At 66.0% G+C, this 14,768-nt stretch carries 18 protein-coding genes; 11 read left to right on the top strand and 7 right to left on the bottom strand.

Translation table 11 applies throughout. The annotated features are described in order from the left end of the window. Positions 1-74: 74 nt before the first annotated feature. From rplM to ACFXNW_RS25555, 5 genes are all read left to right on the top strand, one after another. A complete protein-coding gene (gene rplM, locus ACFXNW_RS25575; protein ID WP_379420328.1) occupies positions 75-518 on the top strand; it encodes a 50S ribosomal protein L13 in 444 nt (147 codons plus the stop codon). Continuing rightward, positions 515-1,030, top strand: coding sequence for a 30S ribosomal protein S9 (gene rpsI / locus ACFXNW_RS25570; RefSeq protein WP_379420327.1), 516 nt, complete (start codon positions 515-517; stop codon positions 1,028-1,030). The genes rplM and rpsI overlap by 4 nt, the downstream gene beginning before the upstream one ends. A gap of 182 nt (positions 1,031-1,212) precedes the next feature. After that, on the top strand, positions 1,213-2,610 hold the full coding sequence (gene glmM, locus ACFXNW_RS25565) for a phosphoglucosamine mutase (protein WP_379420326.1): 1,398 nt from the start codon (positions 1,213-1,215) through the stop codon (positions 2,608-2,610). Positions 2,611-2,728: 118 nt separating this feature from the next. Further along, positions 2,729-3,316: a hypothetical protein gene (locus ACFXNW_RS25560; protein WP_379420325.1), complete on the top strand. Its 588-nt coding sequence runs from the start codon at positions 2,729-2,731 to the stop codon at positions 3,314-3,316. After that, the gene (locus ACFXNW_RS25555; RefSeq protein WP_379420324.1) at positions 3,313-3,513 is read left to right on the top strand and encodes a DUF6186 family protein; all 201 of its coding nucleotides are present in this window, start codon (positions 3,313-3,315) and stop codon (positions 3,511-3,513) included. The genes ACFXNW_RS25560 and ACFXNW_RS25555 overlap by 4 nt, the downstream gene beginning before the upstream one ends. Positions 3,514-3,643: 130 nt before the next feature. Here ACFXNW_RS25555 and ACFXNW_RS25550 read toward each other — a convergent pair whose 3' ends face one another. Together ACFXNW_RS25550 and ACFXNW_RS25545 are read right to left on the bottom strand one after the other, a co-directional pair. Beyond that, on the bottom strand, positions 3,644-4,855 hold the full coding sequence (locus ACFXNW_RS25550) for a hypothetical protein (protein ID WP_379420323.1): 1,212 nt from the start codon (positions 4,853-4,855) through the stop codon (positions 3,644-3,646). A gap of 215 nt (positions 4,856-5,070) precedes the next feature. Next, positions 5,071-5,550, bottom strand: coding sequence for a hypothetical protein (locus tag ACFXNW_RS25545; protein WP_379420322.1), 480 nt, complete (start codon positions 5,548-5,550; stop codon positions 5,071-5,073). 164 nt (positions 5,551-5,714) lie between these two features. On the opposite strand from ACFXNW_RS25545, the gene ACFXNW_RS25540 reads away from it, so the two are divergent. Together ACFXNW_RS25540 and ACFXNW_RS25535 are read left to right on the top strand one after the other, a co-directional pair. Beyond that, positions 5,715-6,551, top strand: a complete 837-nt coding sequence (locus ACFXNW_RS25540) for an RNA-guided endonuclease InsQ/TnpB family protein (RefSeq protein WP_379420385.1) — start codon at positions 5,715-5,717, stop codon at positions 6,549-6,551. Next, positions 6,548-6,754 carry a DUF397 domain-containing protein gene (locus ACFXNW_RS25535; protein WP_379420321.1) on the top strand — a complete coding sequence of 69 codons (207 nt, stop codon included), beginning with the start codon at positions 6,548-6,550 and terminating at the stop codon, positions 6,752-6,754. The genes ACFXNW_RS25540 and ACFXNW_RS25535 overlap by 4 nt, the downstream gene beginning before the upstream one ends. 220 nt (positions 6,755-6,974) lie before the next feature. On the opposite strand, the gene ACFXNW_RS25530 is transcribed toward ACFXNW_RS25535, so the two are convergent. The 4 genes from ACFXNW_RS25530 to ACFXNW_RS25515 all read right to left on the bottom strand — a co-directional run bounded on the left by ACFXNW_RS25530 (position 6,975) and on the right by ACFXNW_RS25515 (position 11,039). Then, a complete protein-coding gene (locus ACFXNW_RS25530) occupies positions 6,975-7,397 on the bottom strand; it encodes a hypothetical protein (RefSeq protein ID WP_379420320.1) in 423 nt (140 codons plus the stop codon). Positions 7,398-7,613: 216 nt separating this feature from the next. Further along, positions 7,614-9,275, bottom strand: coding sequence for a serine/threonine-protein kinase (locus ACFXNW_RS25525; protein WP_379420319.1), 1,662 nt, complete (start codon positions 9,273-9,275; stop codon positions 7,614-7,616). A gap of 157 nt (positions 9,276-9,432) precedes the next feature. Further along, on the bottom strand, positions 9,433-10,671 hold the full coding sequence (locus ACFXNW_RS25520; protein WP_379420318.1) for an RNA polymerase sigma factor: 1,239 nt from the start codon (positions 10,669-10,671) through the stop codon (positions 9,433-9,435). Next, positions 10,668-11,039: a YciI family protein gene (locus ACFXNW_RS25515; protein WP_379420317.1), complete on the bottom strand. Its 372-nt coding sequence runs from the start codon at positions 11,037-11,039 to the stop codon at positions 10,668-10,670. The genes ACFXNW_RS25520 and ACFXNW_RS25515 overlap by 4 nt, the downstream gene beginning before the upstream one ends. 205 nt (positions 11,040-11,244) lie before the next feature. On the opposite strand from ACFXNW_RS25515, the gene ACFXNW_RS25510 reads away from it, so the two are divergent. Further along, entirely contained in the window at positions 11,245-11,673 is a 429-nt protein-coding gene (locus tag ACFXNW_RS25510; RefSeq protein WP_379420316.1) for a hypothetical protein, read from the top strand. Positions 11,674-11,795: 122 nt separating this feature from the next. On the opposite strand, the gene ACFXNW_RS25505 is transcribed toward ACFXNW_RS25510, so the two are convergent. After that, positions 11,796-13,442 carry an ABC-F family ATP-binding cassette domain-containing protein gene (locus ACFXNW_RS25505; protein ID WP_379420315.1) on the bottom strand — a complete coding sequence of 549 codons (1,647 nt, stop codon included), beginning with the start codon at positions 13,440-13,442 and terminating at the stop codon, positions 11,796-11,798. A gap of 139 nt (positions 13,443-13,581) precedes the next feature. On the opposite strand from ACFXNW_RS25505, the gene ACFXNW_RS25500 reads away from it, so the two are divergent. The 3 genes from ACFXNW_RS25500 (at position 13,582) to ACFXNW_RS25490 (ending at position 14,757) form a co-directional block, all read left to right on the top strand. Continuing rightward, positions 13,582-13,773, top strand: a complete 192-nt coding sequence (locus ACFXNW_RS25500) for a PspC domain-containing protein (protein ID WP_379420314.1) — start codon at positions 13,582-13,584, stop codon at positions 13,771-13,773. A 180-nt stretch (positions 13,774-13,953) separates the two neighbouring features. After that, on the top strand, positions 13,954-14,265 hold the full coding sequence (locus ACFXNW_RS25495) for a DUF6802 family protein (RefSeq protein ID WP_379420313.1): 312 nt from the start codon (positions 13,954-13,956) through the stop codon (positions 14,263-14,265). 186 nt (positions 14,266-14,451) lie between these two features. Next, entirely contained in the window at positions 14,452-14,757 is a 306-nt protein-coding gene (locus tag ACFXNW_RS25490) for a hypothetical protein (RefSeq protein ID WP_379420312.1), read from the top strand. Positions 14,758-14,768 lie beyond the last annotated feature (11 nt).

Here is a 14,768-nt window from a genome sequence, read left to right as displayed (position 1 = left end):
GTCTCAACCGGCCGCCGGGAACAACCTCGACCGCACACCAGGCCGGCAGCACCGACGACAGACAGGGAAGCACTGTGCCTACGTACAGCCCGAAGGCGGGTGACGTCACCCGTAAGTGGTACGTCATCGACGCCACTGACGTAGTGCTCGGCCGTCTTGCCGTTCAAGCAGCGACTCTGCTGCGTGGCAAGCACAAGCCGACCTACGCTCCGCACGTCGATGGTGGCGATTTCGTCATCATCATCAACGCTGACAAGGTTGCCATCAGCGGCAACAAGAAGCAGGACAAGCTCATCCACCACCACTCCGGACACCCGGGCGGCCTCAAGTCGCGCACTGTCGGTCAGGTGCTGGAGTCGCGGCCCGATCGTCTCGTGGAGAAGGCCGTCAAGGGCATGATCCCGAAGAACAAGCTCGGTAACGCGATCGCAGGCAAGCTGAAGGTGTACGCCGGCCCGAACCATCCGCACACTGCCCAGCAGCCCGTTCCGTTCGAGATCAAGCAGGTGGCCCAGTGACCGCTCCCGAGGAATTCAACGAGGAATACGTCGTCGAGGACACCACCGTTGAGGTGGTCGAGGACGGCGCCGGTTACGAAGAGGCCGGTTTCGAGTCCGACGAGGCTTACGTCCCCGTCGTGATCGACCGTCCGGTGCAGACCGTCGGCCGCCGTAAGGAAGCCGTCGTCCGCGTCCGGCTGATGCCGGGCACCGGTAACTTCGTGCTCAACGGCCGCACCATCGAGGATTACTTCCCGAACAAGGTGCACCAGCAGCTGGTCAAGTCCCCGCTGGTCACCGTCGAGCGCACCGAGAACTTCGACGTGCACGCTCGCCTGGTCGGTGGCGGCCCGTCGGGTCAGGCAGGCGCGCTGCGTCTGGCCATCGCCCGTGCGCTGATCGAGGTCACCCCCGATGATCGCCCCGCCCTGAAGCGGGCCGGCTTCCTGACTCGTGACCCGCGTGCCACCGAGCGTAAGAAGTACGGTCTGAAGAAGGCCCGTAAGGCGCCTCAGTACTCGAAGCGCTGATTTTCGCATCGTCGACTGTCCGCTTCCGGCACCGTGCAGGTGCCGGAAGCGGTACGGTCGGCGCGGCACCTGTACGAGAGCAGGCTTCCAGCAACGCTGGGCGCCTGCTCTCGTGCTGTATATAGGCTGCGTGCGCGGGGCGGTCGCGTTCGGAGCAGGATTCATCGATCGAGGGGCGAGGTATGGGACGTCTGTTCGGCACCGATGGGGTTCGCGGGCTGGCCAATGAATCGTTGACACCGGAGCTTGCGCTGCGCGTGTCCGGAGCGGCGGCACAGATTCTGAGCCGCGGCAAGAAGCGGGCGCTCGCCGTCGTCGGGCGTGATCCCCGGGCCAGCGGCGAAATGCTGGAAGCCGCCGTCACCGCGGGGTTGACCGCCGCCGGGGTCGACGTGCTGTCGGTCGGTGTGCTGCCGACCCCTGCCGTCGCCTACCTGACCGGCCTCTACGACGCGTGCCTCGGCGTGATGATCTCCGCCTCGCACAATCCCATGCCCGACAACGGGATCAAGATCTTCGCCGCCGGTGGGCACAAGCTCGACGACGCCATCGAAGACCGGATCGAGGCCGTGATGGCCGAGGCGCCGGTGCGCCCGACCGGTGCGGGCATCGGCCGGGTGGTCGGTTCCTCGGGTGTGCGCGATCACGGATTCGCCATTCCTGATCAGTACAGCGTCGCCGGCACCCATGAGCGCTATGTCGAACATCTGGTGGAGGCGACCGGGCAGGAGCTCAACGGCCTCACCGTCGTCGTCGACTGCGCGCACGGTGCGGCCTCCGAGGTGGGTCCGGCCGCGTATCGGGAAGCAGGCGCGACCGTCATCGCGATCAGCGCCGACCCCGACGGCCTCAACATCAACGACGGCTGCGGCTCCACCCACCTCGACCAGGTGCGCCGCGCCGTCCGTGAACACGGCGCCGACCTCGGCCTGGCTCATGACGGTGACGCCGACCGCTGCCTGGCCGTCGACGCCGACGGCAATGTCGTCGACGGCGACGCCATCCTCGCGATCCTCGCGCTCGCCATGCGCGATGCCGGCGAGCTCGCCGAGAACACCCTCGTCGCCACCGTCATGAGCAACCTCGGCCTGCACATCGCCATGCGCGAGGCCGGAATCACCATGCGCACCACCGCCGTCGGCGACCGCTACGTGCTCGAGGAACTGCGCCGTGGCAAGTTCACGCTCGGTGGCGAACAGTCCGGTCACGTGGTGTTCCCCGCACACGGCACCACCGGCGACGGCATCCTCACCGGTCTGAAACTCATGGCCCGCATGGCCGTCACCGGCCGCACCCTCGCGGATCTGGCATCAGTGTTGCAGACCGTCCCGCAGATCTTGGTGAACGTTCCTGTCAACGACAAGGCCGCCGTCATGGCCGCCACCGACGTCCTCGACGCCGTCGCCGAAGCCGAACGGGTGCTCGGTGAGACCGGTCGAGTCCTGTTGCGCCCCAGCGGGACCGAACAACTGGTCCGGGTGATGGTCGAAGCCACAGACCTCGGCCAGGCTCAGCGTTTGGCCGATGATATGGCCGAGCGGGTCGCGGCGGTTCAGCGGGTTTCGGCGCCCTCGCACTGAGTGTTGCCGTCGTCTGCGCAACGGCGAACCGGTATACCCGCAGCGCAATCGCGTTGAACATGGACGTTGTGCCGCATTTCCGCTGGTCTGTCGGTCGGTCGGCCGTATCCTCCGACTCATGGCTCATGAGCCGTTGCCCACTCGCCGCCCGATCTTCGGGCACCGTGCTGTAGCTCTGATGTGCCTGGTCGCGCTGGCCATAGTCGGCACGCTCACGCCCCCGTTTCACTGGGCCTCGACCACGCTGGTCGTACTCATCGGCCTCGCGGCGCTGGTCCTGGCACTTTTTCCGCCCTCGACCGTCCGATTCCCATCGGTTGGCCGGACGGACGGTGGCGAGATGGGCGGCACCTCCGATCGTGGGTCGGTGCCGGTATCCGATCGACCCGGCATGTCGACTTCTGGGGTGCCGCGGCCCGAGCAAAGAGCGGGCTCGGGTGCCGCTGAACCCGGCTCGATCGAGGATGTGCCCGATTCGCTGCGCGCCAAGGCAATGCGCAGGGGAGTGGTGGTCTGGTGGACGCTGCTGGCGGCAATCCTCGCCTGGCAGGGCTATGCCTATGTGCGGCAACCGGATCGGTCGATCGCGCACTACGACTATCCGACGCTGTCGACGTTGATAGATCCGGTTCTGGAACAGGGACCGCTGCGGTTGCTGGGATGGCTGGCGTGGCTCGCGGCCGGCTGGTGGTTGGTGCGGCGATGACCGACAGGGCGGTGATCATCACCGGTTTCGCGATCCTTCTCGGCATCGCGCTGGCCCTCACGGCCGTGGCGCATCTACGCCGCGACAGCCTCGCGTCACTCGGTGTGGTCGTCGCCCTCGCGCTACGCACAAGGACCGCCCGCCTACTCACCCTGCCGCTGTGGTTCTGGCTCGGCTGGCATTTCCTGGCCCGTTGAGCCCCGGCCGGTGTATCCGACGGCTATGCCGCGTAGGACCCGCGGCCCACGTCGTATCCGTGATGGGTTTGCGTTCAGGTGTTGATGACATCAACCCCAACAGGGCTGCGATGGTCGCGCCTGGCGTGACTCAGCGGTGCCCGCCGGAGTGGTCGTGGGCGCAGGTATCGGTGCGACGGCCGTCTGTGCCGGCAGCCGCCTGCCCCGCGCCGTGGCCCTCCAGGGCCGCGAACGGTCCACACTTGTGGGCGGTGATCCACACGTGGACCATCGGGTTGCCCGCGCCGGGGTTGACCGAGTTGGGCGGGCAGTTGCCCTGTTCGTCGGTGACACCGGCGACCTGCGGACCGTTGTCGCCGGCCTTCCAGCAGAGGTTGTCGTGGACGTGCCACTGCATCAGCGGCCCGCCGTAGTCCACCAGCTCGGGGTCGTCGATCGTCTTGTCCTTGGCGATGTACATGGCCGAGACCAGCGTCCGATCGGCGCCGTCGACCCGGTAGACCAGCGATTCAGGGTAGGAGGCGTCGAGGAATCGGTCATCGCGGATGTAGCCGGCATTGATGTAGTGCTCGTAACCGGTGGCCGAGTCGCCGATGGAGCGGAAACCCAGCGCGCCGACCGAATTGACGTCGGCGAACGCGGGCAGCTGGTCGAGGGTGCTGCGAATCAGGGCGGTCGCGCGCTGCTCCTGCGCGGCGGTTACGCCTGGTACGCCGGACACGTCGATCGGAGTCGCCGGATCCCAGGGCCGCGGCCATGCGTCGCCGGTCCCGTGGTCGCCGCCGCCCTGGCTGTGGCCGCCGCCGGTTCCATGGTCGCCGCCGTGGCTGTGATCGCCACCGGCGGCAGCATGAGTGTGGTCGCCGCCCTCGCCGTGGCTGTGCACATGTCCGGCGCCGCCGAGCATCGCCGCGACAGCGAGGACACCGGCCAGACCGGCGGCGGTCGCGGTCGATGCCATCGGCAGTTTGGCCCCTGGCCGCACCAGGGCGACGGTCGCACCAGCGATCGCGAGCACCCCCAGCGCCGCGCACGCACTGTCGAGGAACTGCGGCGCCTCGGCCGTACCGAGACCGTCAGGCCACGGCAGCCCCGCGAACCGGGTGTACCCCCAGATCCCCACCGCGCCGAGGTTCACCCCGATCACCATGACCGGCATGGCCTTTCGCGTACTCACCGACGCCAGCAGCCCGACCACGCACTGTGCCGCCGCCAGCACCACCATCAGCCGGGCGAGCGTGGTGTGCTCGGTATGCAGCCCCGCGGCGAACACGTGCAAAGCACCCGCCCCGATCGATGCCGCCCCACCCAGCAGCAGGAACCCGTTGCGCTCACCGGCCATGTTCGATCTCCTCATTGCTCACCGCGAACTCTACGGGGCCGGGTCGCGGTCGCGCGTCGGCGATTCATGAGGGAACTCTGTGGTTTCCAGGTCGGGGGCGAGGGACGACTATCCAGTTCGGAATCGAGGACGGTCTGCGTCTCGACAGCCATAAACGCCAGAGTTCCTTGGCGCTCTTCGGGCGGCAGAGTCCGGCGGTCATATCGCTCGGTCGGTCAGAACTGGCCGACCAGGAACCCGGCGAACAAGACCAGGAAACCGCCGATCTCTCCGGCGATGAGCGCGAACATGGTCAGGCGCAGGCTCGTGTCGATATCGCCGTGGAACTGGTTGGTGGTGTCGCGACGGTAGCCGTGCCAGGCGTAGGTGGCGATGGCGCCGACGAAGAACGCGAAGACGACGGCATCGGCGATCAGGTTCACCGCCGTCGGCCAGGCGCTCAGCTCGGTGAAAACGGCCAGGACCAGGCCGGCGAAGGCGTACATGAGTGCCGCGCGGTGGGCGATATCGACGTAGATGTGGGCGGCGCCTTCGGGCGAGGTGCGGATGCCGTGGTACTTCCAGGTGCCCAGGACCAGGGCGGACAGGAAGATGAGGCCCGTGGCGACGAGCGTCAGGCGGGTGTCGATCCCCAACGCGAGGTCGGCCGATGCGCCATGCGCCAGGACCTGCTGCAAACCTTCGGTACCACTCACGACCTCAACCTAGCGGTAGGGTCGTTTGGCCTGAAACGGAGACGGTACGGAGCGTAAAGGCGGCAGCTACCGGAATGTCCGCTAGTGCGCCGCCCCTTCAGGGCGGTGGTGAAGGCGGACGCGGAGGGCCGTCAAGGCCCGAGCGTGCCCTAGACCGGTAGGTTCTGCTGTTCCGGTCTCGCAAGGACAACCGGCAGTCGATCCGGTTCACCCGCAATGCCCGGTTCGCGGTGACGGCGGGCGGGAAGCTGCGGTTGCCGAAGATCGGCGACGTCGCGGTCCGTTGGTCGCGGGAGTTGCCGTCGGCCCCGTCGTCGGTCACGGTCGTCAAGGACGCGGCGGGCCGGTATTTCGCGTCGTTCGTGGTCGAAGTGGACAATGAACCGTTACCCACTTCGGACTCCGAGGTCGGTATCGACCTCGGGCTGACCACGTTCGCGGTCTTGTCGAACGGCAAGACGATCGCCTCGCCGAGATTTCTGCGGCAAGCCGAACACCGGTTGCGGAAGGCGCAACAGGCGTTGTCCCGCAAACAGAAGAGTTCCGCGAACCGAGCGAAGGCCCGTGTCCGGGTCGCGAAAGCGCACGCGAAAGTAGCCGACACCCGGCGAGATTGGGCGCACAAGCAGTCCAGGACGATCATCCGCGACAACCAAGCGGTGTACGTCGAGGACCTGTGCGTGAAGGGTTTGGCTCGCACCCGGCTGGCGAAGTCGGTGCACGACGCCGGGTGGGGCATGTTCACCCGCATGCTCGAGGAGAAAGCCGCCCGATACGGGCGCACCTTCGCCCGGGTGGACCGCTGGTTCCCGTCCACCCGCCTGTGCTCGGTGTGCGCAGTCGTGAGCGAGAAGAAACCCCTACACGTCCGCGAATGGACCTGCGTGTGTGGCACGACCCACGACCGCGATCTGAACGCGGCCGTTAACATCTTCGCCTGCGGGAGCATGCACTGGATGCCGTTGACAGTTCGGCAGGTAGCAAAGGAGTTTCTGGCGTGACAGTTGACCTAGCCCATGCCCGTTGGTTCAAGAGCAGTCGGAGTCAACCAACGGGCGAGTGCGTCGAAGTCGACTTCCTCGATAACGACCTCGTCGGCGTCCGCGACTCCAACAACCCGGCAGGCGCCGCCCTCGTCTTCGCCCCCAGCGACTGGGAAGCCTTCACCACCGGAATCACCACCGGCAAGTTCGACCGCTCCTGAGTGACGGGCGCGGGACGTGAGCCTCGAGCCCAACTAAGACCCGAGGCTCACGTCCGGCTGCTCCCGTACTCGCAGGACTTCATGCCCGACGTTCACGTCCAGGCCGAATAGCCGAAGGCGCTCTGGCCGATTCGTCCATCGGGAATCGGCGTGCCAGACAAGGTGTCTGGAGTATTCGACCGAGTCGTCGGGATGCTCCGTATTCCGGGGCTTACACGGCTCAGCCGCAGTGGGTAGGGCCGTTCGGCGACCAGGCGCTCGTCCTGCCGTTGTGCTGGGCGGAACCTCCCCACCGGATGCATTTGCCTGCGGCATCCACCTTCACGGGACCGGCATAGTATGCGAACTGCCCGTAGTCGACCTGAGGATTGGTGTTCCAGAGTCCAACCTCAGCCGAGGTCCATGTCTTTTTCCCGATGTCGAGCTTCTTCCAGGTGACGACACAGTTCGTTCTGCCGTTGTAGAGCAGATAGACGGTGGCGTAACCATCCAGGTTGTGGCTGTCGATAACGTGATAGCTACCGCCTCCACACGCCGCCGCCGGGGATGACGCGGCGTTCGCTGGGGCGGCCATGGTCAGCGATCCGGCGAGAATTGCCGCTACGGCAAGGCCGAGCCGGGCTCCGTTTTTGAGCACACGCATTGTTCAACAGTCCTTCCAACACACAATCGATCGCGCATACGGGCAACGTCACATTGGCGATCGGTTACCGCATGGCAATCGGTGATCCTGCCAAGCTCCGGCGACGAACAGGATGAGGAAGATTCCCAGCAGTGGGAGGTGCTCAAAAGGGCCCGCGAACAGTCCGCATTTACCGGAAGTGCTGAGGCGGTTCTACCCGAGATCGCCCACCAATGCTCAATCGAGCGGCAATTTCTTCCACCAATCCAGCAGCTGGTCCAATGACGGGTCGTTGCTGGCACCGAGGCCGTAGGAGTAGACCAGCAGGTTCTCGCGCTCGGGATCGTTCGGGAAGGTTGTCGCGATCCGCGGAGCCGACGTGGGTTCGGATCCGGCTTTGACGTTTGTGTACTTTGTGCCGTTGTTATTGAGATCTTGCTCTTTGGGCTGGGCGCCGAGGCCGCGGATAACCTGCTGGACTTCCGACGCCGACTCGTACCGGAAGATACGGACGTCGGGCCATCGGATGTTGTCTTCCGGGATCATGTAACTGTTGGCATAACCGCACTCCCAATATGCGGTTGGTCGACCCATATCCGGGGCGGGATTGTTGATGAAATACCAGTGCAGCTGGAGACCGTCCCTCATTACCTGAGCACTGCAACCCATGCCGTCGAATCCGGTGCCCTGCCCCCATGTTTGGCCGGCCGGAATCTCGCCGGGTGGCAGCACATCGGGGAAGGCGAGTCGCATCTCTTCGAGGTGGCGCTGCTCTGGGGTCTTGTCCCGGTTTGCGAGCGCAACGGCGGTTCCGATGCCCGCAACTACAACGATGACCAGCATGATGCTGAGTCCGACAATCCATCCCACGTTCGAACGCCGCGGCCGCATCGGAGGATAGGGGAACGCGCCATGCGGCACATGCCCATGTTGCTGGCGCATTTGCGCGTGCTGCTGGTGAACAGGTGCCGGGTATCCGTTGCGCTGTCCCGCGCCGAGCGGTGGCGCGACGGGCGCCGCCGCGACAGGCATGGCCGCGGCGGGCGTGGGCGATGCCGCGAACTGCGGGGCCTCGCCGATCAACGCTCGCCGAGCCGCTTCCGCGAACTCGGTGCAGGAGGCGAACCGGTCGACGGGACGTTTCGCCATGGCGCGGTTCATTACCGCGTCGATGACTGGGGGTAGATCGGCGCGAGCCGCGGTGACCGGCGGCGGTGGCTGTTGCAGATGCCCCTGGATGACGGTGGCGGGGTGCGTGGATTCGAAGGGCGCGGCGCCGGTCAGCAGCCAGTGCAGCGTGCAGGCGAGCGCGTACTGATCCGACCTGCCGTCCATCGCGGCACCGGTCAGCTGCTCCGGCGAGGCGTAGGCGAGAGTGGCGGTGAAGGAACCGGTTTGGGTGAGCCGGCTCGCTTCGTCGGCGATGCGGGCGATACCGAAGTCGGTGAGGTAGACGCGTTCCTGACCGTTGGTGCTGTTGGCGAGCAGGATGTTGGCGGGTTTGACGTCGCGGTGGAGAACGCCTCTGCCGTGGGCGAAGTCGAGGGCCTTGGCGGTCTCGGCGATGATCTGGACGGCCCGATGCGGCGGCAGGGTGCGGGGGTCGACGTCCGCCGCATCGATACCCTCGATGTACTGCATCGAGATCCACAACCTGCCGTCGTCGGCGCCGCGGTCGTAGACGGTGACGATATTGGGGTGCTCGAGCTGCGCGACCAGATCCGCTTCGCGTTCGAAACGGGCCCGCAGCTCTTTATCGGTGAACAGCTCCTGATTGAGCAGCTTCAAGGCGATCCGACGTGGGAGGCGAGGGTGTCGTGCGAGGTATACCGCACCCATCCCGCCTCGACCCAGTTGGCGGTCGATTGTATAGCCGGCGAAGACCTCACCGTCTTGCATCGTGCTCGCTCCCCGTTCATTGCATCAGCGAGGTCGATCCTAGGGCGTGGCTCGTCGGCCGGCGTGGGTGGATTCCCGCGGCTCTACAACCGGAGCCGGTTCGGCCGGAGTGGTCGGTGAAACTGCTTGTCCGCGAGCCCGAGACAGGCCCGGCCCCTCATTCGCGGTGGTCGGCTTTGTCGCGTAGGTAGCGCTGTTCGACCTCGTTGCTGGTCAGGTCGGCGGCCTCGCGGAAGAGTGTGGCCGCGGTGGAGGTGTCGCCGGTCTGCTGGAGCAGGTGGGCGCGGACGGCGTGTTCGCGTTGGCGGGTCAGCGGGTTCTGATCGAGGTGGTGGTGGCGGTTGAGGTCGTCCAGTAGGGCGAGGCCGCGGGCCGGGCCGTAGGCGTGGGCGACCGCCACGACGCGGCTGAGCTGGACCGGGGCGGTGGGAGTGAGACGTTCGAGCCACAGGTAGAGCATCGCGATCTGGGGCCAGTCGGTCTCCTCCGGTGCGGAGGCCGCGGCGTGCACGGCGGCGATCGCGGCCTGGAGTTGGTACGGGCCTGCCTGGCCGCGGTTCCAGACGCTGTCGATGAGCGTGGTGCCTTCGCCGATCAGGTCGCTGTTCCACTGCGTTCGGTCCTGATCCTCGAGCGGAACCAGTTCGCCGGACGAGCTGCGGGCGGTGCGGCGGGACTCGGTGAGCAGCATCAGGGCCAGTAGGCCGGTCACTTCCGGGTCATCGGGAATCGAAGTGTGCAGCATGCGGGTCAGCCGGATCGCCTCGCGGGTCAGATCGACCCGTGCGAGTTCGTCGCCCGCGGTGGCCGTGTAGCCCTCGTTGAAGATCAGGTAGAGCACACTCATGACTGATGCTGTGCGGCTGTCACGGTCAGCGTCGGTGGGTGGGGTGAAGCGCGCACCGGCCTGGGCCAGTTGCCGTTTGGCGCGACTGATCCGTGTACCCATGGTGGCCTCGGTGACGCCGTAGGCGTGCGCGATCTCGGCTGTGGTCAAGCCGCCGACGGCGCGCAATGTGAGCGCCACCTGGGAGGTGTGGCCCAGTGCGGGATGACAGCACAGCAACAGCAGGGTGAGGCTGTCGTCGGTGGCGTTCACGGTGTGCGCTGCTCGGGCCGGTTCGCTCATTGCCAACTCTGCCGTTCCGGTCTGCAATTCGCGGTGGCGGCGGGCTTGGTCGGAGCGGAGCAGGTCGACCATCCGCCGGTATCCGATGCGGATCAGCCAGCTGCGCGGATTATCGGGAACGCCCTCGTCCGGCCACGTTTGGCTGGCGGCGAGCAGTGCTTCCTGGACCGCGTCCTCAGCGATGTCGAAACGACCGAAGCGGCGGACCAGCGCGCCGAGCACCTGCGGCGCCTCGGTGCGCAACAGGTGCTCGACGTCGGGGGTCATGCGGTGAAGTCCTCGCCCATGATCGGCCGGATCTCGATCGGTTCGCCGAGCGCCTCGACGATGCGCGCGGCGATCTCGACGGCGCGTTCCTGGCCGGTCACGTCGATCACGGCGAAACTTGCCAGCACCTCCTTCAGCTCGGCGAACGGGCCGTCGGTCGCCATGACGCCCTCGGGGGTCTTGCGGACGGTGGTGCTGACCGCGGGGTGCCCGAGGCCCTCACTTCGGACGAATTCGCCGGACTCGAACAGTTCCTGTTCCAGCCGCTGGTAGGTGGCGAACGCGGCGAGCGCCTCCTCCGAGGGGGTGTCGGCGGTGGCCGCGTCCCATGCGGTGGCCGGGGTGTAGCCGAGCAGCAGGTATTTCATGGTTCATCCTCCACATCGGGTGGGAGTCACGTTATCCAGTTTCGTGAATCGTGTCAGGCGGTGCTGGCGAGTCATCGCTTGCTACCTCGGAGCCGCAACGCGGAATCCGACACCCTTTGACTGTGATGCAGGTCACAGCAATTGAGTGTCGAAGTCGGCCGGCCGGCTTCGAGGTAGCAGCAACAACCCACACAGGAGGATCACAATGATCGAGAACCAGTCACAGCCCAGCACCGAAGTGAAGGCCCTCGAGCGTCTCATCGGGACCTGGAAAGTTACCGGCGGCGCGGAAGGAACCGTGCGTTACGAATGGATGTTCGGCCGGTTCTTCCTGATCCAGCACATCGACCTCACGCAGTTCGGGGAACCGGTCGTCGGCATGGAAGTGATCGGCAACCTGCGCCCGTTCGGCGAACCGACCGGCACCGACGTGATGTCGCGGTACTACGACTCGCTCGGCAATACCTTCGACTACGTCTATGAACTCGTCGGTGACAAACTGACGATCTGGGGCGGGGTCAAGGGGAGTCCCGCCTACTACGAGGGCGCCTTCGACGCCGACGGCACAACTGTGACCGGCGAATGGGTCTATCCCGGCGGCGGCGGATACGCGTCGGTCATGACGCGCATCTGATCTCGGCCATGGCCCGGGAACCGTGAGTTGCACACCGTTCCCGGGCGGTCTTGACGGCTACCGCCACTCCGGTCACCGCCGGCGAGATCACGGTGAGTGCCAGCCGATGATCTGCGCGTTCGTCAGCGTTCGGATAACTGGCCGTCGGCCAGGTGCCAGCGGCGGGTGGCGCTCACGGAGTCGAGCATGCGGCGGTCGTGGGTGATCAGCAGCATGGTGCCGGTGAAGGATTCGATGGCCTGCTCGAGTTGTTCGATGGCGGGCAGGTCGAGGTGGTTGGTCGGTTCGTCGAGGACCAGCAGGTTGACGCCTCGGGCCTGGAGTAGGGCCAAGGCGGCTCGGGTGCGTTCGCCGGGAGACAGAGTTTCGCAGGGGCGCTGGACGTGCGGGCCGCGCAGGCCGAACTTGGCGAGGAGGGTGCGGACTTCGGCGTCCGGCCAGTCGGGCATTTCGGTGCCGAAAGTGTCCGCGAGGGCGGATTCGCCGCGGAACAATCCGCGCGCTTGGTCGACCTCGCCGATTTCTACTCCGGAGCCGAGCATCGCGGTTCCGCTGTCCGGCAGTAGCTTTCCGAGCAGTAGGGCTAGCAGAGTGGATTTACCGGCACCGTTTGCGCCGGTAAGGACGATACGGTCGGCCCAGTCGACTTGGGTCGTGATCGGGCCGAGGGTGAAATCGCCGCGGCGCACCGTTGCTTCGGACAGGGTGGCGACGACCGAACCGCTGCGTGGTGCGGCGGCGATCGTCATCCGTAGCTCCCATTCCTTGCGTGGTTCCTCGACCACTTCGAGCCGTTCGATCCGGCGTTGGGTCTGCCTGGCTTTGGCGGCTTGCTTCTCGGTGGACTCGGCACGCATCTTGCGGCCTGCCTTGTCGGAGTCGACGCGGGCTTTGCGTCGAGAGTTGCGCACGCCGTGTTCGAGCCAGTTGCGTTGCATCTGCGCCCTGGACTCCAGATTCGCCTTGGTGTCGGCGAATTCCTCGTAGGCTTCGCGGGCGTGCCTGCGGGCGATTTCGCGTTCGGCCAGGAATGCCTCGTAGCCGCCGTCGTAGACGTCGACGCGCTGCTGCGGCAGATCCAGTTCGACGATCCGGTTCACGGTGCGGGCCAGGAACTCTCGATCATGGCTGATCACCATGAGTGGGACGCGCACGCCCGTCACGAACTGCTCCAGGCGGGCCAGACCGTCCAGATCCAGGTCATTGGTCGGCTCGTCGAGCAGAAGAATATCGAAGCGGGACAACAACACCGAGGCCAAGCCCGCGCGGGCTGCTTGACCGCCGGACAGGCCGATCATCGGGGTATCGAGGCCGTTGGCGAGGCTGTCAGCGAGACCGAGTTCATCGGCCACCTCCAGCGCTCGCTGATCCAGGTCCGCGCCACCGAGCGCCAGCCAGCGCTCCAAGGCGGGTGAGTACTCGTCGTCTCCGCCGTCAGCGAGACGTTCCGCCGCGTCATCCATGACTTGCTGGGCGGCGGCCACACCCGTTCGGCGGCCGAGGAATTCGAGCACGGTTTCGCCAGGAAGGCGTTCGGGCTCCTGCGCGAGGTAGCCGATCGTGGCGTCTGGTGGGCTGAGCGTAATGGTCCCGTTCGCTGCTCTGCGATCGGCCAGCATGCGCAGCAGCGTCGACTTGCCTGCGCCGTTCACACCGACCAAGCCGATCACGTCGCCCGGAGCGAGGGTCAGATCCAGGCCGCTGAACAGGGTGCGTTCGCCGTGCTCAGCGGACAGGTCGCGCGCGTGCAGAGTGGTGCTCACCTGCATGAGTGTGCCGTGTGCCAGGGGTCACCCTGAGTCCGGCCCTGGCAGAAATCAGGGTGGGTATCAGCAGCGTGGCCGATGCCGTCCCGGCGGAATACGCGGACAGTGGATGTCGTAGCGATCGACACCGAGGAGAGTTCCCATGACCGCACCCGCACGCCGTTTCACCCGCTCCACCAGCGACAAGTGGATTGCTGGAGTCTGCGGCGGCATCGCCGAATACTTCGGGTGGAACGCCAACATCGTCCGCCTGGTCTTCGTGCTGTCCTGCCTGCTGCCCGGCCCGCAGTTCCTGCTCTACCTGGTGCTCTGGTTGATCATCCCCAAGAAGTGAGGGCTGGGGGTGCGGTGCCGACACCCCTGGAACCTGAACGGCGGCCGCGCGGTATTCGCGCGGCCGCCTTTGTGTGCCTGCGTACGCACTCGACGGCAACCGCTCGTGGATGACAGGATGTAGCGGTCCGCCATTCGCCTGGCGACCGCGCCCCACACGAGTCCCGTTTCAGGAGGAGCCATGATCAGCTCGGGTGAATTCCCCGGCCTGGATCTGCCCGACATCGACGCATCCTCGTCCCTGGACGGCCTCGGTGCGGTCGAACTCAACAGCCCCACCCAGGACATCAACGGAGACGGCATCCTCGACTCCATCACCACCACCGACGACGACGGTATGCACGTCTGGACGGATACCGACCTCGATGGGTATGCCGACCATGTGACCGTGGTGGAAGACGACGGTGACTATGCGGCGTGGGAGTACCACCGGAATCCGGATGGGTCGGGGGAGTGGAAGAAGACCGATCAGGGGCGGTTAGGGGAGAAGTAGCTCCTCGCCTGCGCTTGGCCCGCCCGGCCGGGCCCAGTAGATTTCCCTGCGGGAGATCCGGCCGAAGTCGGCCGAGATCCGATGGAACCGAACCGGGGTCGCGTGCGTCGAAACCTAGTAGACAGCACTCGACCCCGAGGGCGGTTCGGGTCGTGAACGAGGAGCAGGGATGGAGGGGACTGGGCTATGACGACGGTCGGTGCAAAGACCGCTGAGCTGGAGAAGCTGGGGGCCGATATCAGTAGTTCCGCCGCAGCGGTCAAGGACCAGGTCAAGAAGGTCGCAGACAATATGATCGGTACCGCGGAGGTGGGGAGGAATTACGAGGACAAGGGAAAGAAGATCCAGTCCGGGCTAGAAGCTGTTCGGAAGTGGCTCGAAGATTGGGCAGAGGCGGGAACTCTCACAGGTCAGGGAGTGGGTGCCTCTGCGGTGTCGATTTCCAACGTTGACCTGCAGAACGCCACGAACACAGGGAAGACCGGGAGCTGAGTCCTTTGGCT

Origin of the sequence: Nocardia sp. NPDC059180, assembly GCF_042754945.1 — a bacterium.
Classification (GTDB): Bacteria; Actinomycetota; Actinomycetes; order Mycobacteriales; family Mycobacteriaceae; genus Nocardia.
The sequence above is the reverse complement of the archived record's forward strand: the minus strand, read 5'-3'. Positions and strand labels throughout refer to the sequence as shown.